This is a genomic window from Acinetobacter sp. TTH0-4 (assembly GCF_015602665.1).
Taxonomy (GTDB): Bacteria; Pseudomonadota; Gammaproteobacteria; order Pseudomonadales; family Moraxellaceae; genus Acinetobacter; species Acinetobacter albensis.
Map to the genome: position 1 here is coordinate 1,015,330 of NZ_CP059079.1, position 20,998 is coordinate 1,036,327.

The window sequence follows — 20,998 nt, forward strand, 5'->3', positions numbered from 1 at the left end:
ACGCTACAGTATCAGACTGTTGGAATGGTTATTTTTAATCATATATTTGTTTTTAAAATTTATAAGATGGATTGAAAAGGATAGGTTTATGGCAAAGAATAATCTTCCAAAAGCGGGCTTTACTTTGGCTAAAATTGCCTTAGGTGGCGCAGTGTTAGTCGGTTTGGGTGCGGTGACGGTAGCGTATGCACAAACCAAGCCATTACAGACGGTAGAAAAGGTGGAGTTAGATAAATACTTAGGCGTTTGGTATGAAGTCGCGCGTAAACCTATGTATTTTCAAAACCAATGTGATCGTGATGTGTCAGCAACTTATACACTGAATGAAAATGGCAATGTCAAAGTAGATAATCGTTGCTACAGTAAAAGTGGCCAGTTGAAACAATCAGTTGGTGAAGCTTTTGTACAAAATTCGCCATTTAATACTAAATTGAAAGTCAGCTTTTTACCTGAAGCCGTTCGATGGTTACCAGTCGGTCGGGGGGATTACTGGGTTTTAAAACTGGATGAAAACTACCAAACTGTATTGGTAGGTGAACCACGACGTAAATATATGTGGGTATTGTCTCGCTCAGCACACCCAGATGAATCAGTAGTAAAAGAATATTTGGATTATGCAAAATCACTTGGATATGATTTGAGCGATATTATTCATACTCAACAAACCCAGAAATAGAACTTAAATGGCAATAGAAAAAACCATGCTTCGGCATGGTTTTTTATTCAATGATCAAATTAAAAATATGAAAATTCAAGTTTTATGAGTGGGACATCTCTATAATGCAAATCAAATGAATTCAGAGGTGTGAAGATGTACAAAGGCGTAATATTGTCTATATTGGCATCAATCACTTTTGGGGTTTTATACTTTTATACTCAATTTTTAAAACCTTTTGACAGTGAGCAAACATTTGCTTGGCGTATGTTAGCCACCTTACCATTCCTCAGTTTATTTATGTGGTGGTTAGGCGACTTAAAGTATATCAACGAAATTTTTAAGCGTATTGTTCATCAGCCCACAATTTTAATCTGGTTAGTTGTCAGTTCTTTTTTATGCACAACACAGCTTTGGTTGTTCTTGTGGGGACCCATCAATGGTCGTGGATTGCAAGTTTCATTGGGTTACTTCTTATTGCCCTTAGTCATGGTTTTAATGGGATGTGTATTTTACAAAGAAAAATTATCAAAATGGCAAGTTGCTGCCGTTGTATGTGCCAGTGTTGGCGTTGGTCATGAATTATGGCGAATCGGCAGTATGGCTTGGGAAACATTATATGTTGCGATTGCTTATCCTATTTATTTCTTTCTAAGGCGTGCATTTAAAACCGATCATTTGGGGGGCTTTTGGTGGGACTTATTTTTAGTCATGCCGGTCGCTATTTATTTGGCGACGATGCACAACCACTCTTTTGTTTTGATTGAACAATTTCCCCATTTAATCTGGGCAATTATTGGCTTAGGTTTTTTAAGTGCATTTGGATTGGGCAGTTATATGTTGGCTAGTCGTTATCTGCCTTTCATCATTTTTGGGTTATTGAGTTATTTAGAGCCTGTGTTACTTGCTTTGGCATCGATTGTATTAGGTGAAAACGTTGGAGCTGCAGAATGGTTAACTTATATCCCAATTTGGCTTGCCGTTTTATTGTTGGTGATTGAAGGCTGTCTACATATAGCTAAGCAAAAACACAAACAAAAACAAAAAACACTGTTGCGAAATTTTGAACAATACTCAAATCGTTTAAAGAAATAAAAAGCACAGTGCTTTATATTTTTCTGTCTTTTTGAGTTTTAGCCAGCGTTGGCTGTTTTATCCTAAGAAATCCTTTAAATTTATTGCAGAGTGGAAATTTACAAAAGTATTGAGCACTATTTTGTTCATTTATAGTGAATATAATGCAAAATATACTGGACTTAATCAGCTTTTGATTCAAAACTACCGATAATTCCTTTACAATTATGGCGTTTTAGAATTTATGCCTAGCCTAGATATATATTAATTAGAGGACGTATCTGTGAGCAAAGACACTATCATCGCCTTACATGCAGAGCACCAAGGTCGTTGGAAAAACCGTGAAGAAATCGCGGAACACATGATTGCCTTAATTGGTCAGTTGTATCGTGAAAAAAATATCGTGACTTCTGTATTTGGTCGTTCTTTGGTTAACCGTTCAGTTATCCAAATTTTAAAAGCCCATCGCCGTACACGTGTAGTCGATGTTGAGCTTTCAGTTGTTCATACTTTCCCTATTTTAGAAGCTTTGGCGAAAGTTGAAAATATCGGCTCTGCTGAAATTGATCTAGGTAAACTTGCAGTTGAATTTAAAGAAAAAGGCGGCAACATTGATGCTTTTGTTGCAAGTGCTGTTCAATCTTTAGAAGGTAATCCTGCAACAGTAGAGCCGAAAGATGTTGTGCTTTACGGTTTTGGACGTATTGGCCGTATCCTTGCGCGTTTAATTATTGGTCAGTCTGGTTTGGGCCGTGGCTTAAACCTTAAAGCGATTGTTGTTCGTAAATCATCAGATGGTGATTTAGAAAAACGTGCATCTTTGCTTCGTCGTGACTCAATTCATGGGCCATTTGCAGGTACTATTTCTGTAGATGAAGCCAATGAAGCGATTATTGCGAATGGTAATTATATCAAAGTGATTTACGCATCTAGCCCAGCTGAAGTGGATTACACTGCATTTGGAATTAATAATGCTTTGGTGATTGATAATACGGGTAAATGGCGTGATGCAGAAGGTCTTGCACAACACTTGAAATGCCCAGGCGTTGCTCGTGTCGTATTGACTGCGCCAAGTAAAGGTGAAATGAAAAATGTCGTGTATGGTGTAAACCACACTGATATTTTAGACGAAGATAAAATTATCTCTGCTGCAAGTTGCACAACAAATGCAATTACACCTGTATTAAAAGTGTTAGATGACAAATACAAAGTGATTAATGGTCACGTTGAAACTGTTCACTCTTTCACCAATGATCAAAACTTAATTGACAACTACCATAGTGCGGATCGTCGTGGTCGTGCTGCGACTTTGAACATGGTCATTACTGAAACAGGTGCAGCTAAAGCAGTCGCTAAAGCACTTCCTGCACTTAAAGGTAAGTTGACGGGTAATTCAGTACGTGTTCCGACGCCAAATGTGTCATTGGCAATTCTGAATTTAACCCTTGAGAAAGAAGTTGATCGTGAAGAAGTGAACGAATACATTCGTCAAATTTCAATCAACTCAAACCTACAAGGTCAAATTGGTTATACCAACTCGACTGAAGTGGTGTCGTCAGACTTTATTGGTTCGCGTACTGCGGGTGTATTTGATGCGCAAGCCACTATTACATCAGGTACACGTTTAACAGCTTATGTTTGGTATGACAACGAAGTCGGTTATAGCTGCCAAGTGCTACGTATTGCTGAACAAATGTGTGGCGTAAGCTATCCAAAAGTTCCTGCTGAAACAAATGCATAATTTGTAGATGTAGTAAAAAGGGCCTCAAATGAGGCTCTTTTTTTGTTTTCTTAATTAATAAAAGCAAAGTACTGTATTTACCGATTTATAGAGTCGAATGATTTAAATAAAATTTTTTATATACAAAAAATTGCATACTTTTTGATATTTTTAGTAATAATCATCCTAAGAAAAAAAAGATCAAGGAAGAGCAGTTGCAAGTAAAACACATGCTAAGAGGATTAGCATTTATTGTGTTTGCTGCACTCTGTGGTGTAGTTATCGCCATTTGGGTGTTTAAGCATTTTAATATTTACATTCCACTAGAAAACCAAGCTGTAAATATCGATTTACAAGAATCCTTACAGGCGAAAGTTCAAATTCATGATGCTTTAAATGTTGATGTGACTGGACGAGTTAATGCAGAAATTCCAATTCATGAGAATCTGAATATTCCTCTCACGCAAACATTAACACCTCACGTGTATTTTGATAATCAAGTTCCAATTAAAACGACGATCCCTATTCAAGAAATATTAAAGGTAGATCAACATTTACCTATCAATACCCAAGTTAAAGTTCGCATATTAGGTAAGGATATTACACTTCCTTTAAAAGGAACTATTCCTATCAAGTTAGATGTTCCTATTCATATGAATGTACCTTTAGAACAAAATGTACATTTGAAGTTTGATGCTCCAGTAAAAGCAGTACTTAAGGAAAATTTGAATATACCGTTACATACAACCTTAAAAACAAATATTCCCATTCAAGGTCATTTAAATGTACCTATTAAAACGGCTTTAAAAGCTTCAGTCGATGTACAAAATACTTTGCCTATAAAAATTGAGCAGGGTGAATTAAAAATTCCCTTACATAATTTGCGTTTAAGCCGCCAGACTATTTTAGAGCAAAAGAAAAATTAGGAAGAAAGATCATGTGGATATTTCGTTCTTTCAAAAGTTTATTGTTAAGCTTTAGCGCAGTAGTTTTGTTGGTTTTCATTCTTTTTTGGTTGTATTTAAATATTATAGCTTCAATGCAACTTTCAGCTGATCGGGTACGAATAGAATTACCTGATTCATTACCTACTAAAATTCATGTCGGAAATTATTTAGAAACTCAATCAGTGGGAATTCTAGATACCCAAATTCACTTAAATCATCAGTTATTATTACCATTAACAGGCAGATATTTAGCAAATTTGCAGTTTGAAGTTGAAACGCCTATTTCAGTATCTGTGAATTATCAAACAATAGTCAAAATAGACCAGACCTTGCCGCTTCGTGCAACGACAGATCTGGTATATCAAAATAAATTTTTACCCCAATTCCCACTAAGTTTGGATATCCCTATTCAGCTTGAGGTTCCTTTTCAGCTCAAAAAAACCTATGCTGTTCCTGTAAAAATTTCTTTTAATGGTCCTGTTTTTTTTGAATTTAATGAAGCAGTGGATTTACATGTATTACACCAGTTTGCACCTCAGCTCAAAATTAATGATCCTATGACCATGCGTAAAATTGCAACTTTTAATGCCACGATGTATAACCAAGAACGAAATACGACGGCAAATTTAGACATGAGCATGAATGTACCAATCCAGAGTATTCGTCCTTAGTTTATTTTCCTAAACCTCTTCTCCTTAAAGTGTAATCAAATAGTTTAGGAGAGAATGATGGCCTTAGTGAGATTTCATTAATATCGCTTTAACTTGATCTTGAATGGTTGTCGTTTTATGACCGAGCAATTTTTCTAAATCTTGACTGGTACTAAATAAAGCACCTTTTTCAGCTTGCACGTCAGCATCCACTATAACGTCGGCTAGACCTGCCGGAAGACCTGCTTCTAATAAAGCTTGTGTATATTCATTGGCAGTTAGATTTTGATAAATAACCGATTTTCCAGACGCATCTGTAATTTTCTGTGCTAAATCCGCTAAAGTGAAACTTTGAGAACCTGCAAGTTCATACGTTTTATCATCATGATTCTCAGATGTTAAAACTTTAGCTGCTGCTTGGGCATAATCTTGACGAGCTGCAGAACTAATTTCCCCTAAACCTGCAGCACCATAGAGTGTGCCATTTTCGACTGTATGAGTAAGTGCAGCTAAGTAATTTTCGCTATACCAGTTATTACGTAAAATTGTATATTTAAGTCCACTCGATTTGATCAGGTCTTCAGTTTCACGATGTTCTTGAGCTAAACCTAAAGGTGAAATATCAGCATGTAGTAAACTGGTATAAGCAATATAAGGAACACGTGCTTGCTGTGCTGCCTCAATGACAGCCTTGTGTTGTGGGGTACGACGTCCGATTTCATTGGCTGAAATCAGTAAGAGCTTATCAATACCCAATAAAGCTGATGTTAATGTTTCAGGATGATCATAATCAAAATGACGCAATTCAATCCCTTGGGCTTTTAAATTTTTGGCTTTAGAGGCATTGCGGACTAACGCAATGATATTTTCAGCAGGAGTCACTTTTAAAAGAGCGTGTATCACCAATTCACCGAGTTGACCTGTCGCGCCAGTAATTGCTATTTTCATGTTCAAAACCTCTAGATTGTTTGTTTTATATACTTGATGTTTTGATCATATTGCATTAACTTACTTAATGTAAGTACGTACCTAAAGGTAAGTTAAAGAATATGGAGAAAATAAATGAGTCACTACGAAAAGAGTATTTTACTTGGACAAGTTTTGTCGAATGAATGTCCTTCACGTCAAATATTAGAACACTTAACCACAAAATGGTCGGTATTGGTGTTACGTTGCTTGAGCGAAGGTATACACCGTTTTAGCGAATTAAAGCAACGTATAGAGGGGATAAGCGAAAAAATGCTGGCACAAACTTTAAAACTGCTTGAAAAAGATGGTTTTTTAATTCGAACGGTTTATCCAGTTGTACCGCCTAAAGTGGAATATCAGTTGACTATTTTAGGCGCTCAAGCCGCTGAAAAATTAACGGGATTGATTGGTTGGATTGAACGTAATTTGCCCGAAATTTTAGAAAATAAAAAAACCACGGACAAAGATTAATTTTCCTATTTTCAAATAAGTTTAAATTTCTATCGAGTGACGAAAAAATCATTCTAGCGGATTAAAAGCTGCGTTTTAAAAATGATATGGATGGATAAAAACAAAACGAGGATTCACTTTCCAAATAACCCATTATCGAGCGTCGAGTCAGTCGTATAGCGCTAAACAACATCAAATTGGCTTTAGCCAAGCAAAAATCATGTAATGCTGAATAATACTATTCGAGAAATTTTGTAAAATATGGCAGAATATGCGGTTTTAAAGTATTTAGAGGATTGGCAGTATGCGCTTTGTTGATGAAGCAGTCATTACCGTAGAGGCTGGCGACGGTGGCAATGGCGTAGCCAGTTTTCGCCGTGAAAAATTCGTACCCTTTGGTGGCCCAGATGGTGGTGACGGTGGCCGTGGAGGCTGTATCTATGTTCAGGCAGATGATGACACTGGCACACTTGTAGATTATCGTTATACCCGTAAATTCCGTGCAGAACGCGGTAAAAACGGTCGCGGTGCAAACTGTTCTGGTCGTGGTGGTGAATCTGTTGTACTGAAAGTTCCAGTAGGAACAACCATTGTTGATGTAGAGTCAGGCGACATTATTGGTGATTTGGTTGCAGATGGCCAACAAGTCATGGTGGCATTAGGTGGTGATGGTGGCTTAGGCAATACCCATTTTAAATCATCGACCAACCGCTCACCGCGTAAGTGTACACACGGTATTAAAGGTGAATTTCGTGAAGTTCGCTTAGAGCTTAAAGTATTGGCCGATGTTGGTTTGCTGGGTATGCCAAATGCAGGTAAATCGACCTTTATTCGTGCTGTATCGGCAGCAAAACCTAAAGTTGCTGATTATCCTTTTACCACCATGATTCCAAATTTAGGTGTGGTAGATGCAGATAGTCATCGTTCATTTGTGATGGCGGATATTCCAGGGCTAATTGAAGGTGCATCAGAAGGCGCAGGTCTCGGGATTCGTTTCCTCAAACACTTGGCACGTACCCGAATTTTATTACACATTGTTGATGTTCAACCGATTGATGGTTCAGATCCTGCGTACAATGCCAAAGCCATTTTACAAGAATTGAAAAACTTCTCTCCAACATTAACCAAGTTACCAGTTGTTTTGGTCTTGAATAAAGTTGATCAGCTAGATAATGATACACAGGATGAATGGTGTAATCATTTGCTTGAAGAAATGCAATGGGAAGGTCCAGTATTCCAAACTTCTGGTTTAATGTCGGAAGGCACTAAAGAAGTTGTTTATTACTTAATGGATGAAATTGAACAACAACGAGAACGTGAACAGGAAGATCCTGAGTACGCAGCAGAAGTCAAAGCATTCCGTGAACAGCTTGAAGCTGAAACACGTGAGCAAACTATTGCTGCGAAAGAAGCCTACCGTGAAATGCGCCGTCAACAACGTCTAGCAGGTCTATTGGCCGACGATGATGAAGATGAGGACGACGAGGGTGATGATGGCGAAATGGAAGTATTTTACGTACGTTAAGCGCTTAGGATAGCGTATTGAGGACAAGATGATAGAAGTGGTAGATGGGCAACGTCAGCTCAAGGCTTGTAAACGAATCGTTGTTAAAATCGGATCATCTTTACTTACAGCAAATGGGCAAGGTTTAGATTTGGATGCAATTTCGCATTGGGCGGAACAAATTGCAGATCTACACAATGCAGGACACGAGATTATTCTGGTGTCGTCGGGTGCTGTGGCTGAAGGCATGGTTCGGATGAAACTGGAAAGCCGACCCACTGATTTACCGAGTCTTCAAGCGTGTGCTGCTATTGGTCAAATGGGTCTTATTCAGACTTGGTCGAGTGTATTGGAAAAGCATGCGATTCAAACTGCTCAAGTTTTATTGACCCATGATGACTTAGCCGATCGTCGTCGTTATTTAAACTCTTGCGATGCATTGCAAAATTTGATCGATTGGAAAGTGATTCCGGTCATCAACGAAAATGACACTGTTTCTACAGATGAAATTCGTTTTGGTGATAATGACACTTTAGCCGCGATGGTTGCGGGTCAGGTACATGCGGATTTGTTGATTATTTTGACTGATCAACAAGGCATGTTTGATTCTGATCCCCGTTCAAATCCAAATGCGAAGCTGTTCCATACAGTTCGTGCTTTGGATGAAAGCCTGTTTGATATGGCAGGTGGGGGTGGGAAGTTTGGTCGTGGTGGCATGTTAACCAAAGTGCGTGCTGCACGTTTGGCTGCAAAATCGGGTTGTCCAACTTTAATTGCTAGCGGTGAAAGTGATCAAGTATTGGCTCGTTTAATGTCGGGTGAGTTACTTGGAACATTATTTATTACTGATAATGACCGTATAACTGCGCATCAACAGTGGCTTGCTGCACATTTACAAACTGCAGGTCGTCTGATTTTAGATGATGGCGCAGTTAAAGCGATTAAAGAAAATCATCGTAGTTTATTGCCTGTAGGGGTTAAAGCTGTCGAAGGTCATTTTGAACGCGGCGATGTAGTGGAATGTGTTGATGCGAATGGTGGGCGAATTGCAGTTGGTCGTGTCAATTTTAGTTCGCGTTCAGCTGAAATTGTGAAGGGTTTATCTTCAGATAAAGTGCATCAGGTTTTAGGTGAAGCGCGTTCTTTAGAAATGATCCATCGCAACCACATGGCGATTTACTAATGTACTAAAACTGTTCGTATAAAAAAACCCACTCTAGAGTGGGTTTTTTTATACATATTAGAATTATTTTACATAGCCTTTTTTGATAAAGGGTTTAAATACAGCATGATGGATTTTAAGTACAAATTCTATAATCGTTATTTTGAATCGATTCCATAAAGCTAAACCAAAGAAATTCAATATAAAAGCAAGGGAAAAAGCACCCAACATATCTAAAGGAAAATGTACGCCTAAATAAACACGTGACCAAGCCACTAGCCAAGCCAATAAGATTAATATAATACCAAGACTGCGTTTTTCTGAGAAAAAGTATGAAAAGGCAATCGTACTAAAAATCAGCATGTGGTCGCTGGGAAAAGAACCATTGGGCGAGTGGTAAATTAAGGTACGTCCTACTTCCATCACAAAAGGGCGTGGGTGATAAAAGCTGTGAGAAATAATTTGACTAATTAAAAGTGCCACAGTCGTGAAAATAAATGCCTTAACAATCTGTTTTTTAATGGTAAAATTTCCTCTAAGCCAATAAAAACCAAAAAAAAGTAGCATAATATAAAATAAATCATTGGCGATGAAAATTGCAAAGCGAATGGTCATTTCATGGGCATGATTTGAGGCATTAAACCATTCAAAAAGGCGCAGATTTAATTCAGTGAAGTCCATAAAGGTGGAGATAAAAATAAAAATAACGCGCTAATTTATCAGAACTCTCGCATTTCTACATAAAAAAAGACCACAGTTTTGTGGTCTTTTTGATGAAGCATCGAGGGTCTAAATGGCTTATTTAAACTGAATGGTACCATTTGCATTGACAGTGATTTTAGATTCTCCCGCAGCAACATTCTGAGCATCGGCAGCTTCAGCACCTGAAAACTTAGCCATACTGTCACGCATCATCATAGGTTGTGGATAATTGTTACTGGTATTGAGGTTTAAATTGACCAAGTTGTAACCTGACTTACTCCAAGCTTGACTGAGCATTTGTGCGCGTTGTTGAAAGTTTTTTGATGCTTCGATCATCAATTCATTTTCAACTTTTTTGCGCTGTGCATCCGATACGGTAAAGTTAATTGATTCAGTTTGAAAGTTTTGTTGTAGTTCACTCACCAATTGGCTTGCAGCTTTAAAATCTGTACTTTCTATTTGCACTTCTGCACGACCACGCCATTCTTTCAGCTTACGATTTTCATTGTCATACACTGGATAAGTTGTTTGCGAACCTGTTTCAACTTTAACCTGCGGATATTTTTTTGCCAGCATCATGGCTTGATTCATGAGTTGGGTGATTTGAGAGGCAAGTTCAGCAGGTTGTTTGTTACTTTTTTCAATGTACAAAATCGCGTGCATTTCATCATTAGATACTTGACGTGCAGCTTCAGCTTGAATATTGACGATATTATAATTTAAGGCTTCATTTTGTTGAGCAAAAGCAGAAGTACTTAATGCACAAGCTAAAACTAGGGTAGGAGTTGTTAAATAACGCATTTTTTTGACCTATTTTTTGTAAGTAGTATGGGATGCAATATAAGTTTATCTTAAAGTGTGTTTATGGTGAATTTCAGTAGACTTTGTGGTGGGATTGTAAAAATAAATCAAAATCGATAAAGATTTATAAATGATAAAATGTTAAATAAATGAATATCTTAGGTTGAATTATAAATATATTTTTATTTTATTCTATCATTTGCTTAATAAAAGCATAAAAAAATAAGGTTTTCTTTCTCCTGTCACAATGTAAGATGATAATACAACTTACAGATTATCCTAAAATTTTTTCGATGAAATTAGGATATAAAAATATCGAAAGTTGTTTATTTTCCATCAAAATTCGGTATCATCCGCCCTCTAGTCATGGCAAACAAAATTAAGTCTGGCTAGAACCTATAAAGCACCGAGTCAACAGACCAAAAGTCACCCGACTTATTTCTTTCAACCCATATCAGAGATGGTAATTCGATATGAGCGTTTCTTCTGTAAATCCTGCCCCTAATTCTACTAACGAATACTATTTGACTCGCCAAAGTCAGATGGAATCTAATGTTCGTAGCTATCCACGTAAATTACCGTTGGCAATAGCAAAAGCTTTAGGCTGTTGGGTTACTGATGTTGAAGGTACAGAGTACCTCGATTGTTTGGCTGGTGCAGGAACTTTGGCTTTGGGCCATAATCATCCTGCAGTGATTCAAAGTATTCAAGATACACTTGCAAGTGGTCTCCCATTGCATACTTTGGATTTAACAACGCCTTTAAAAGATGCTTTTACTGAAGCTTTACTTGAGCAGTTACCTGGTGGTAAGGCTGAGTATTGTCTACAGTTCTGTGGTCCATCTGGTGCAGATGGTACAGAAGCAGCCATTAAATTAGCCAAGACCTATACAGGTCGTAATACAGTGATCAGCTTCTCTGGCGGTTATCACGGTATGACGCATGGTGCTTTAGCCATGACTGGTAATTTATCTGCTAAAAACTCAGTGAATGGTCTCATGCCAGGCGTACAGTTCATGCCTTATCCACATGAATATCGTTGCCCACTGGGTTTAGGCGGCGAAGCGGGAGTAGATGCCTTAACGTATTACTTCGAAAATTTTATTGAAGATGTAGAAAGTGGCGTAACTAAGCCTGCAGCCGTGATTCTTGAAGCGATTCAAGGAGAAGGCGGTGTCGTGACTGCACCGACCAAATGGTTGAAAAAAATTCGTGAAGTGACTGAAAAACACAACATCGTGCTCATTCTTGACGAAGTTCAAGCCGGTTTTGCGCGTTCAGGCAAAATGTTTGCTTTTGAGCATGCTGGGATCGAGCCTGACGTTGTGGTGATGTCTAAAGCAGTAGGTGGTAGTTTACCGCTTGCAGTACTGGGTATTAAGCGTAAGTTTGATGCATGGCAGCCAGCAGGTCACACGGGTACATTCCGTGGTAACCAATTGGCGATGGGTACAGGGCTTGCAACGATTAACACGATTAAAGAGCAAAACTTGGCACAAAATGCCCAAGAACGTGGTGATTTCCTACAAGCTGAGTTTAAAAAGTTAGCAGTAGAATTTCCATGTATTGGTAACGTACGTGGTCGTGGTTTAATGCTAGGTGTTGAAATTGTAGATGAACGTCAAAAGGCAGACCACATGGGTTCATTACCTGGTGATGGTCAGTTGGCTGCTGCAATTCAAGCCGCTTGCTTTGACAACAAACTATTGTTGGAAAAGGGTGGTCGTAACGGTACAGTGATTCGTTTACTTTGTCCGTTGATCATTACCCATGAGGAGTGTATTGAAGCGGTTGCTCGTTTCAAGAAAGCACTTGCTGAAGCACTTGTAGCAACTCGAGGCGCATAATGGTTGATTTTGCAGAACATCGTAAGGCTTTATTCTGTAATGATGCACAATCTATTGCTGACTATCAGTCAGCAATGGGTGAAGCGGTTAATGCCGTTTCTGCATGGTTACAAAATGACAAAATGTACACTGGCGGTAGCATTAAAGAGTTGCGTAGTGCAATTGCATTCAATCCTTCGAAAGATGGAATGGGGGTGCAAAAATCACTTGATCGTATGGTGGAGCTTTTCTTAAATAAAAGCTTAAAAGTACATCATCCGCATTCTCTTGCGCATTTGCATTGTCCAACGATGGTGACGAGCCAAATTGCGGAAGTACTGATTAACGCAACGAATCAATCCATGGACTCTTGGGATCAAAGTCCTGCGGGTTCTTTGATGGAAGTGCAGCTGATTGACTGGCTTCGCCAAAAAGTTGGCTATGGTGCTGGTCAAGCCGGTGTGTTTACTTCTGGTGGTACGCAGTCAAACTTGATGGGTGTATTGCTCGCACGTGATGCATGTATTGCTAAAAACTGGAAAGACGAAAACGGTCAGCCGTGGTCTGTTCAGCGTGATGGTATTCCAAGTGATGCCATGCGCAATGTCAAAGTCATTTGTTCTGAAAATGCACACTTTTCTGTGCAAAAGAACATGGCGATGATGGGCATGGGCTTCCAGTCGGTTGTGACTGTTCCTGTGAACAAAAATGCACAAATGGATATGGATGCTTTGGATAAAACCATGGCTGATCTTCAGGCAGCAGGTAAAATCGTGGCATGCGTAGTTGCGACTGCGGGTACAACTGATGCTGGCGCAATTGATCCATTGAAAAAAGTACGTGAAATCACTAATAAATATGGCGCGTGGATGCATATCGATGCGGCATGGGGTGGTGCACTTATTCTTTCAAATGACTATCGTGACATGTTAGATGGTATTGAGTTGTCTGACTCGATTACACTTGATTTTCATAAGCATTATTTCCAAACCATTTCGTGCGGTGCATTCTTACTTAAAGATGAAGCCAATTATCGTTTTATGCATTATGAGGCTGAGTATTTAAACTCTGAGTATGATGAAGAACATGGTGTGCCGAATCTGGTGTCTAAGTCATTACAGACCACACGCCGTTTTGATGCATTAAAATTATGGATGACCGTTGAAGCATTAGGTGAAGAACTTTATGGTTCAATGATTGACCATGGTGTGAAATTGACGCGTGAAGTGGCTGACTACATCAATGCAACTGATGGTTTAGAAATGTTGGTTGATCCACAATTTGCCTCAGTATTGTTCCGTGTGATTCCTGAAGGGTATCCAACAGAGTTACTGGATACATTGAATCAAAACGTAGCAGATGAATTATTTGCACGTGGCGAAGCGAATATTGGTGTAACAAAAGTGGGTCAAAATCAATCATTGAAAATGACCACTTTAAGTCCAGTTGCAACTTTAGACAACGTAAAATCTTTGCTGAACCTTGTGTTAGCAGAAGCAGATCGTATTAAAGATGCAATTGCTGATGGTAGCTATGTGACAGCGCTTGATTAATCTCATGGTTGTATAAAAAAAGAGGTCTATTTAGACCTCTTTTTTTTATCTATAAATATTTAAAACTTTCACTATCATGCATAAATACATACTTTATAAGTGTTTGACCCGCATGTTGTAGGGTTTTAAAGTGGTCTGATCATCATGGATGAAGACTAGAAATATGGAATCTATTTCAAATGAAAAATCATTAATTAAACAAGTAATAGATCAACGAATATCGCGTTATCAATGGATGGTGATATTGCTCTGTTTTGCAATTGCCTTATTTGATGGCTTTGATACTCAAGCAGTGGCGTTTACTGCGCCTGCTTTATTAGAACATTTTAATTTACAAGCAGGTGCTTTGGCACCTATTCTAACTGCTGGCATCGTGGGTATGACGATTGGCGCCATGCTGTTAGGTTTGTTGGGAGATAAATTAGGGCGTAGAAAAACCTTACTTTTTTGTACAGCTATATTTTCTATTGCCACCCTATGTACTGCCTTTGTGACCAATATTGAGCAAATATTTATCTTACGCTTGATTGCAGGTTTAGGTATGGGCGGTGCAACTCCAGTTTTACTTGCTTTGGCTGCTGAATATTCACCGCAACGTTACAAAGGTACAGTGACCACTTGCGTATTGTTGGCTTTGCCTGCGGGTGCGATGTGTGGTGGATTGTTAGCAGCAAAAATTTTACCTATTTTAGGCTGGCAAGGGATTTATTTAATTGGTGGAGTTCTACCCCTTATTTTGCTGTTTATATTGTATTTTTTATTACCAGAATCATTAGAGTATTTGGCGCAGAATTCTAAAGCGTCATCCCATGCGACTATTCAAAGAATTTTAAATAAAATTTCACCTCAACCTATTGATTTTATTCCAATAGATCAACCAAAAATTCCAGCCAATCAAGTTGAAAAAGCTAAATTGGCTGTTTTGTTTCAAAATGGGCTTGCACGTACAACGCTTGGCGTATGGGGAACTTACTTTTTTAACTGGATTGCTTGGTTCATGTTGTTGTCGTGGTTGCCAACGATTCTGAAACAAGCAGGTCTTGCAGCAGATCAAGCGCCCTATGCCTCAGTGACTGTAAATGCTGCATTTATTGTATTTGCTTTGCCACTGGCATATTGGTTGCCTAAATTGAATACGGCTAAAATTTTAACTTTTATGCTAATTACTGGCTTGGCTATCGTTTTAGGTTTGGGTTTGCTGATTGAAACGCAACAGTGGGCTTATATCTTTATTTTGATTGCTTTGGCAGGATTTGGAATTGGTGGACAGCAACTTGCCTTGAATTATTTGGTGGTTGCAGCGTATCCGACCACAGTCCGTGCGACTGCAACAGGTTGGGCAATTGGTATGGGGCGGATGGGTGCTATTATTGGTTCGGCTATCGGTGGCTTAATTCTGAATAGTTATGGTGTTACAGGATACTTTTTTGCCTTGGGCGGGCCATTAATCTTGGCTTTATTCTGTGTAAGTCTAATTAAGTATCAACAGTCAAAACCAAATCAAGACCTGAACATTGTTCAAACTGCTGATTGAAAAATAGAATGCGCTTTCCAATTGGTATCGTTAAAAAGAGGCTAATTTTAGCCTCTTTTTTTAATTCAACAAATTTAAAGGGTATGGATAAATGCTTCCAAATGGAATTTATAGGGATTTAAAGATTAAAATTTAGAATAAAAATGGCAGTTATTACACGAATAAAAATGCTTGTTTCAATAAATTTAAATGAATAGTTACATTCTTCAAAAACTAATTATAAAAATTTAAGCTTTTAAAAAATCTATAAGCGTTTCATTCTCATCATTTATTTAGTTAATAAAAAGCCTTTAATCAATTATCATTAAAACGTCATCTAGCTGTAACTTGATTGTCATATTATAAAATCAAAATGCTGTTATCGAAAAAGTACAAAACTTTATAAAAAAGTTACGGACTTTCAAATTGCATCTAAATTAAGAGAGAACAGAATGCGCTTAAATTACATCGCACTTGCTTTAGCAGTTTCAGGGGCAGTTGCAGCGACAACCGCAAATGCAGCTCGTGACACGATCCAGATTGCTGGTTCTTCAACAGTTTTACCATACGCAAGTATTGTCGCTGAAGAATTTGGTAATAATTTCCCTCAGTTTAAAACACCTGTGGTTGGTTCTGGTGGTACTTCTGGTGGTTTAAAGCAATTCTGTCAAGGTGTAGGTGATAACACAATCGATATCGCCAATGCATCTCGTAAAATTAAAGATACTGAATTAGCAGCTTGTAAAAAAGCCGGTGTAAGCCAAGTATTAGAAATTAAAATAGGCTATGACGGCATCGTATTTGCATCTAATTCAACTAAAGCTGCGTATAAATTACGCCCTCAACATGTATTTGCAGCATTGGCAGCTGAGCTTCCTTCAAACGGTAAAATGGTTGCAAATCCATATACGCGTTGGAACCAGATTGATAAATCTCTTCCAAATGAAGCAATTACTTTGGTTATTCCTGCATCAAACCACGGTACACGTGAAGTGTTCCAAGAGAAAATGGTCGATGCTGGTTGTGAAGCATATGCAGCAATTAAAGCTTTAGATAAAGATGCGCAAAAGAAAGCATGCTCTACTTTCCGTAAAGACGGTAAAGTAATTGAAATTGCGGGTGATTACACAGAAACATTGGCACGTTTAAAAACATCGCCAAATGCGGTGGGTGTATTTGGTTTAGGTTTCTATGATCAAAATCGTGACAAATTGCGTGTAGCAACTGTAAATAATGTAGCGCCATCTGAGAAAACAATTTTGAATGGTTCTTATCCTGTATCACGTCCATTGTTCTTTTATGTGAAAGGTGAGCATCTTAAATCAATCAAAGGCTTAAAAGAATTTACTGAATTCTTTAACAGCAAAAAAGTGTCTGGTAAAGGCTCTAAGTTGGAAAAAGCAGGCCTGATTTCAATGTCAGATAAAGAACGTGCACAAGTTCTTGCAAACTTCAAAGCTGGTAAAGCCGTTAAGTAATTCAAAGTTAAAAAGCGAATGGCAGAAGTATCTGCCATTGGCTTTTTGCGCTAAGTCAAGTTTTTTCAAATAATCAAAATTGAGAAAACAGTGGAGAATACATGAATCTGCTACTCATAGGTGTTTTACTGGCATTGATTGCCGTAGCCTATCAAATCGGGTTATCGAAAAGCCGTAATCTAGCAGGTAAGGGAAATAATTCTGCGAAATTACACTCTCGTCCAGGATATTACGGTGCATTGGTTGCTCTATGGTGTGGTATCCCTGCTTTTTTAGTTTTATTGGTTTGGAATATTGTCGAGCCGAATATTCTACGACATGTCGTTTTAAGTAATATTCCTGCAAATATCGCAGCAACGCTCGATCAAGCAGGCATTGAAGTATTAATTGATCGCGTTCAAGCCATTGCTTCAGGTTTTGGTGTTAGCGATCAAGCGGCTGTATATGAAGTTGCAGCTGCACGAGAACTCGCAAAAATAGAAACGATCAGCTCTTTTGCAAAATTAGCTGTTGTCATTTGCGCTGCACTGGTGGGATTGGTTTGGGCAAAAAAACATGTTGCTCAGCAGTATCGTGCACGTAATCAAGTTGAAAAAACAATCAATATTGCTTTGGCTTTATGTTCAGGTGTCGCAATTTTAACCACGATTGGTATTGTGATGTCGATGTTCAGCGAAGCAATGCGCTTCTTTGACTTTGTCAGTCCACTCGATTTCTTTTTTGGCACAGAATGGAATCCCGGATTTAGTACATCAGGAAGTGCTGAAGGAAGTTATGGCTTACTTCCACTTTTATGGGGTACCTTAATGGTGAGTGGTATTGCTTTATTGGTTGCAGTACCTGTCGGTCTGATGATTGCAATTTATTTAGCTGAATATGCACCACCAAGTTTTCGTGCTTGGGCAAAACCAACCATTGAAGTTTTAGCGGGTATTCCAACCATCGTGTACGGCGTATTTGCACTGATGATTATTGGCCCATTCTTTAAAATGTTGGGTGCCACAATTGGTCTGGAAATTAATGCGACCAGCGCTTTAACCGCAGGATTTGTCATGGGGATCATGATTATTCCATTTGTATCTTCACTTTCAGATGACATTATTACCCAAGTACCCCGTGCTTTACGTGACGGTTCTTTGGGGTTGGGTGCCACGAAGTCTGAAACGATTCGTCAAGTGGTGATACCCGCAGCATTACCCGGCATTATTGGGGCGTTCTTACTGGCAGCGTCCCGTGCTATTGGCGAAACCATGATTGTGGTACTTGCAGCAGGGAATAGCCCACTATTACATGCAAATCCGCTTGAAGCCATTTCAACGGTGACCATTACGATTGTCAATCAGCTCACAGGTGATACAGACTTTGCAAGCCCTCAAGCATTGGTGGCATTTGCATTGGGTTTAACCTTATTTGTGATTACTTTAGGTTTGAACATTGTTGCACTGTTTATTGTGCGTAAATATCGCGAGCAATACGAATGAGTACTTCTAATACATCTTCTCTGGATCAAGTACAAGATCCTCGCGTTGCAGCTGAATTACGCGAAAAACGTAAACAGAAAATTTCAAGCTCTTTGGCCAAGCGCCATCGTAAAGAAAAAATGTTCCGTTTTTTTGGATTCTCTGCTGTCATTACTGGTTTGTTCTTCGTCGTTTTGTTATTTGGCAGTATCCTGATCAAAGGCTTACCTGCATTTTGGCAAAGCAGTATGAACGTGCCTGTTTATTTTGACCCGACGATTATTAACGTAGGACCAAAACCGACACAAAGCCAAGGGGAATCTCCTGCACAATTCCAAGAGCGATATATTGCTTGGCAATCTGAAATGGGCATGGTTGACTGGGATGCTCTTATTGTAAATGGTCTGATTGCGAAAGATCCGAGCATTGCATCAAAAAGTGATGAGATTGGAAGTTTATATACCAGTTCTGAAAGTTATCGTCTGCGTGATATGGTATTTGCAGATCCTGCATTAATAGGCCAGAAAAAAGATTTAAATATTTTGGCTGATGCAAATGTAGATGTTTGGTTGGCAGGAAACATTGATCGTTCATTACCAGATGAACAGCAACAACTTAGCCCTGAAATTCGTCAGATCGCTGATGATTTAAAGGCAAAAGGTGTGATTGAAAATACCTTTAACACCAACATTTTTACCAACCCAGATTCACGTAGTTCACCTGCAACTTCTGGTTTGGCTGGTGCATTCATGGGCTCATTGTTCATGATGTTAATTGTGATTTTTATCTCAATTCCAATTGGCGTGGCATCTGCAATTTATTTAGAAGAATTTGCACCGAAAAACTTTATTACCGATGTAATTGAAGTCAATATTAATAACTTGGCTGCTGTACCATCTATTGTTTTTGGTCTACTCGGTGCTGCTATTTTTATTGGCTGGATGCATTTACCGATTTCAGCACCAATGGTAGGTGGTTTGGTTTTAAGTCTCATGACACTCCCAACTGTAATTATTACCACACGTGCTTCGCTTAAAGCAGTACCGCCTTCGATTCGTCAAGCAGCATTAGGTTTGGGTGCATCTCGTGTACAAACAGTTTTTCATCATGTTTTACCTCTTGCGATTCCAGGTATTTTAACAGGTGCAATTATTGGGGTTGCCCAAGCACTTGGTGAAACCGCGCCATTGTTACTGATTGGTATGAGTGCATTTGTTGCAAGTGTACCTGCTACTCCGTTTGATCAATCAACGGCATTACCTGTACAAATTTTCTTATGGCAAGGTAATGAATTGCGTAACTTCTTTGAAGGGCGTACCGCGGCTGCGATTATTGTATTACTGGCATTGATGGTGAGCTTGAATGGTCTTGCTATTTGGTTACGTAAGAAATTTGAAGTTCGTTGGTAGGAGAGGCAATATATGAATACTGAATCAGCTATGTCAAAAACAAATTCCTTAAAACAGGATAAATCCGTGAATCCAGAACAGAAACAATTTACCGCTCCTGAAGTAGATAAAGCACGACCAAGTACTTCATTTATTTCTCAATTTGATACTCAGACGTCAACTAAAAAAGAAAGTGAAACGTCAAATGTAAAATTGAGTACCTCAGATGTACATGTTTATTATGGTGAAGCAGAGGCAATCAAAGGCATTGATTTAAATATCTATGAAAATGAAGTCATTGCATTCATTGGTCCATCCGGTTGTGGTAAATCCACATTCTTGCGTACTTTAAACCGTATGAACGACACCATTGATTCATGTCGTGTAACGGGTAAAGTGATGTTAGATAATCAAGATTTATATGATGCTAACTTAGATGTGGTATTGCTTCGTGCCCAAGTTGGTATGGTTTTTCAAAAGCCAAATCCTTTCCCAAAATCTATTTTTGATAATGTGGCCTATGGGCCTAAACTTCATGGTTTGGCACGTGATAAATATGACCTTGAAGAAATTGTTGAAAACAGCCTACACAAAGCTGGGCTTTGGAACGAGGTCAAAGACCGTTTAAACCAACCGGGTACTGGTTTGTCCGGTGGTCAGCAACAACGTTTATGTATTGCACGTACCATTGCGGTGAGTCCAGAAGTGATTCTAATGGATGAACCCTGCTCAGCACTCGACCCAATTGCAACAGCAAAAATTGAAGAACTGATTTCAGAACTTTCAACTCAATATACGATTGCTATTGTGACTCACTCGATGCAACAAGCGGCACGCGTATCGGATCGTACCGCATACTTTCATTTAGGTGATTTAATTGAAGTGAACTCGACTGAAAAAGTGTTTACTCAACCTGATCATCAATTAACTGAAGCCTACATTACAGGCCGTTTTGGTTAAGTTTAAATGTTGATTATAAAAATAAAAAAATAAGGCCGGCTGAAGGATTATTTATTTCGCTTGCTCAGCAATAAAAATAGACTTTTGTATTGTGCAGAAGTCTTTTTTTATGGGTTTCCTGTATTTAGCGGGGAATCATTTTTAAGTTGATCGCAATATTTCACGATATTATTTTCAAAATAATGA

The 20,998-nt window shown here is 38.6% G+C and carries 18 protein-coding genes; 15 read left to right on the forward strand and 3 right to left on the reverse strand.

Features of this window, described 5'->3' with window-relative positions; genetic code table 11:
• Positions 1-88 precede the first annotated feature (88 nt).
• The 5 genes from H0S58_RS04680 to H0S58_RS04700 all read left to right on the forward strand — a co-directional run bounded on the left by H0S58_RS04680 (position 89) and on the right by H0S58_RS04700 (position 5,067).
• Entirely contained in the window at positions 89-676 is a 588-nt protein-coding gene (locus H0S58_RS04680) for a lipocalin family protein (protein WP_053578274.1), read from the forward strand.
• A 135-nt stretch (positions 677-811) separates the two neighbouring features.
• The gene (rarD, locus tag H0S58_RS04685; RefSeq protein WP_195727292.1) at positions 812-1,750 is read left to right on the forward strand and encodes an EamA family transporter RarD; all 939 of its coding nucleotides are present in this window, start codon (positions 812-814) and stop codon (positions 1,748-1,750) included.
• Positions 1,751-2,012: 262 nt separating this feature from the next.
• A complete protein-coding gene (locus H0S58_RS04690) occupies positions 2,013-3,470 on the forward strand; it encodes a glyceraldehyde-3-phosphate dehydrogenase (protein WP_053578272.1) in 1,458 nt (485 codons plus the stop codon).
• 209 nt (positions 3,471-3,679) lie between these two features.
• A complete protein-coding gene (locus H0S58_RS04695; protein WP_413784411.1) occupies positions 3,680-4,375 on the forward strand; it encodes an MFS transporter in 696 nt (231 codons plus the stop codon).
• A gap of 11 nt (positions 4,376-4,386) precedes the next feature.
• Complete coding sequence (locus tag H0S58_RS04700) at positions 4,387-5,067, forward strand: hypothetical protein (RefSeq protein ID WP_195727294.1); 681 nt, start codon at positions 4,387-4,389, stop codon at positions 5,065-5,067.
• A gap of 63 nt (positions 5,068-5,130) precedes the next feature.
• Here the strand turns inward: H0S58_RS04700 and H0S58_RS04705 are convergent, their stop codons facing one another.
• Positions 5,131-5,994, reverse strand: coding sequence for an SDR family oxidoreductase (locus H0S58_RS04705; protein ID WP_195727295.1), 864 nt, complete (start codon positions 5,992-5,994; stop codon positions 5,131-5,133).
• A 114-nt stretch (positions 5,995-6,108) separates the two neighbouring features.
• Here H0S58_RS04705 and H0S58_RS04710 point away from each other — a divergent pair, with 114 nt between their 5' ends.
• From H0S58_RS04710 to proB, 3 genes are all read left to right on the forward strand, one after another.
• Complete coding sequence (locus H0S58_RS04710; RefSeq protein ID WP_053578268.1) at positions 6,109-6,486, forward strand: winged helix-turn-helix transcriptional regulator; 378 nt, start codon at positions 6,109-6,111, stop codon at positions 6,484-6,486.
• Positions 6,487-6,769: 283 nt separating this feature from the next.
• Entirely contained in the window at positions 6,770-7,990 is a 1,221-nt protein-coding gene (gene cgtA / locus H0S58_RS04715) for an Obg family GTPase CgtA (RefSeq protein ID WP_053578267.1), read from the forward strand.
• Positions 7,991-8,018: 28 nt separating this feature from the next.
• Positions 8,019-9,152, forward strand: coding sequence for a glutamate 5-kinase (proB, locus tag H0S58_RS04720; RefSeq protein WP_053578266.1), 1,134 nt, complete (start codon positions 8,019-8,021; stop codon positions 9,150-9,152).
• Between the two features lie 63 nt (positions 9,153-9,215).
• On the opposite strand, the gene H0S58_RS04725 is transcribed toward proB, so the two are convergent.
• On the reverse strand, positions 9,216-9,812 hold the full coding sequence (locus H0S58_RS04725) for a phosphatase PAP2 family protein (protein ID WP_195727296.1): 597 nt from the start codon (positions 9,810-9,812) through the stop codon (positions 9,216-9,218).
• Positions 9,813-9,929: 117 nt separating this feature from the next.
• Entirely contained in the window at positions 9,930-10,634 is a 705-nt protein-coding gene (locus H0S58_RS04730; RefSeq protein WP_195727297.1) for an SIMPL domain-containing protein, read from the reverse strand.
• 473 nt (positions 10,635-11,107) lie between these two features.
• On the opposite strand from H0S58_RS04730, the gene H0S58_RS04735 reads away from it, so the two are divergent.
• From H0S58_RS04735 to pstB, 7 genes are all read left to right on the forward strand, one after another.
• Positions 11,108-12,481, forward strand: a complete 1,374-nt coding sequence (locus H0S58_RS04735; RefSeq protein ID WP_053578263.1) for a diaminobutyrate--2-oxoglutarate transaminase — start codon at positions 11,108-11,110, stop codon at positions 12,479-12,481.
• Positions 12,481-14,013, forward strand: coding sequence for a pyridoxal phosphate-dependent decarboxylase family protein (locus H0S58_RS04740; protein WP_195727298.1), 1,533 nt, complete (start codon positions 12,481-12,483; stop codon positions 14,011-14,013). The genes H0S58_RS04735 and H0S58_RS04740 overlap by 1 nt, the downstream gene beginning before the upstream one ends.
• A gap of 163 nt (positions 14,014-14,176) precedes the next feature.
• The gene (locus H0S58_RS04745; protein WP_195727559.1) at positions 14,177-15,547 is read left to right on the forward strand and encodes an MFS transporter; all 1,371 of its coding nucleotides are present in this window, start codon (positions 14,177-14,179) and stop codon (positions 15,545-15,547) included.
• 431 nt (positions 15,548-15,978) lie between these two features.
• The gene (locus H0S58_RS04750; protein WP_053578260.1) at positions 15,979-17,004 is read left to right on the forward strand and encodes a substrate-binding domain-containing protein; all 1,026 of its coding nucleotides are present in this window, start codon (positions 15,979-15,981) and stop codon (positions 17,002-17,004) included.
• 101 nt (positions 17,005-17,105) lie between these two features.
• A complete protein-coding gene (gene pstC, locus H0S58_RS04755) occupies positions 17,106-18,485 on the forward strand; it encodes a phosphate ABC transporter permease subunit PstC (protein ID WP_053578259.1) in 1,380 nt (459 codons plus the stop codon).
• Positions 18,482-19,873 (forward strand): phosphate ABC transporter permease PstA, encoded by a 1,392-nt coding sequence (gene pstA, locus H0S58_RS04760; protein WP_092719791.1) that lies wholly within the window; start codon positions 18,482-18,484, stop codon positions 19,871-19,873. The genes pstC and pstA overlap by 4 nt, the downstream gene beginning before the upstream one ends.
• Positions 19,874-19,885: 12 nt before the next feature.
• Positions 19,886-20,812, forward strand: a complete 927-nt coding sequence (gene pstB / locus H0S58_RS04765; RefSeq protein ID WP_053578257.1) for a phosphate ABC transporter ATP-binding protein PstB — start codon at positions 19,886-19,888, stop codon at positions 20,810-20,812.
• The last annotated feature ends 186 nt before the right edge of the window (positions 20,813-20,998 follow it).

Excerpts from the sequence above, each read along its gene's own strand:
- H0S58_RS04680 (WP_053578274.1), top strand. The coding sequence starts at position 89 with ATGGCAAAGAATAATCTTCCAAAAGCGGGCTTTACTTTGGCTAAAATT.
- rarD (WP_195727292.1), top strand. The coding sequence starts at position 812 with ATGTACAAAGGCGTAATATTGTCTATATTGGCATCAATCACTTTTGGG.
- H0S58_RS04695 (WP_413784411.1), top strand. The coding sequence starts at position 3,680 with ATGCTAAGAGGATTAGCATTTATTGTGTTTGCTGCACTCTGTGGTGTA.
- H0S58_RS04700 (WP_195727294.1), top strand. The coding sequence starts at position 4,387 with ATGTGGATATTTCGTTCTTTCAAAAGTTTATTGTTAAGCTTTAGCGCA.
- H0S58_RS04705 (WP_195727295.1), bottom strand. The coding sequence starts at position 5,994 with ATGAAAATAGCAATTACTGGCGCGACAGGTCAACTCGGTGAATTGGTG.
- H0S58_RS04710 (WP_053578268.1), top strand. The coding sequence starts at position 6,109 with ATGAGTCACTACGAAAAGAGTATTTTACTTGGACAAGTTTTGTCGAAT.
- cgtA (WP_053578267.1), top strand. The coding sequence starts at position 6,770 with ATGCGCTTTGTTGATGAAGCAGTCATTACCGTAGAGGCTGGCGACGGT.
- proB (WP_053578266.1), top strand. The coding sequence starts at position 8,019 with ATGATAGAAGTGGTAGATGGGCAACGTCAGCTCAAGGCTTGTAAACGA.
- H0S58_RS04725 (WP_195727296.1), bottom strand. The coding sequence starts at position 9,812 with ATGGACTTCACTGAATTAAATCTGCGCCTTTTTGAATGGTTTAATGCC.
- H0S58_RS04730 (WP_195727297.1), bottom strand. The coding sequence starts at position 10,634 with ATGCGTTATTTAACAACTCCTACCCTAGTTTTAGCTTGTGCATTAAGT.
- H0S58_RS04735 (WP_053578263.1), top strand. The coding sequence starts at position 11,108 with ATGAGCGTTTCTTCTGTAAATCCTGCCCCTAATTCTACTAACGAATAC.
- H0S58_RS04740 (WP_195727298.1), top strand. The coding sequence starts at position 12,481 with ATGGTTGATTTTGCAGAACATCGTAAGGCTTTATTCTGTAATGATGCA.
- H0S58_RS04745 (WP_195727559.1), top strand. The coding sequence starts at position 14,177 with ATGGAATCTATTTCAAATGAAAAATCATTAATTAAACAAGTAATAGAT.
- H0S58_RS04750 (WP_053578260.1), top strand. The coding sequence starts at position 15,979 with ATGCGCTTAAATTACATCGCACTTGCTTTAGCAGTTTCAGGGGCAGTT.
- pstC (WP_053578259.1), top strand. The coding sequence starts at position 17,106 with ATGAATCTGCTACTCATAGGTGTTTTACTGGCATTGATTGCCGTAGCC.
- pstA (WP_092719791.1), top strand. The coding sequence starts at position 18,482 with ATGAGTACTTCTAATACATCTTCTCTGGATCAAGTACAAGATCCTCGC.
- pstB (WP_053578257.1), top strand. The coding sequence starts at position 19,886 with ATGAATACTGAATCAGCTATGTCAAAAACAAATTCCTTAAAACAGGAT.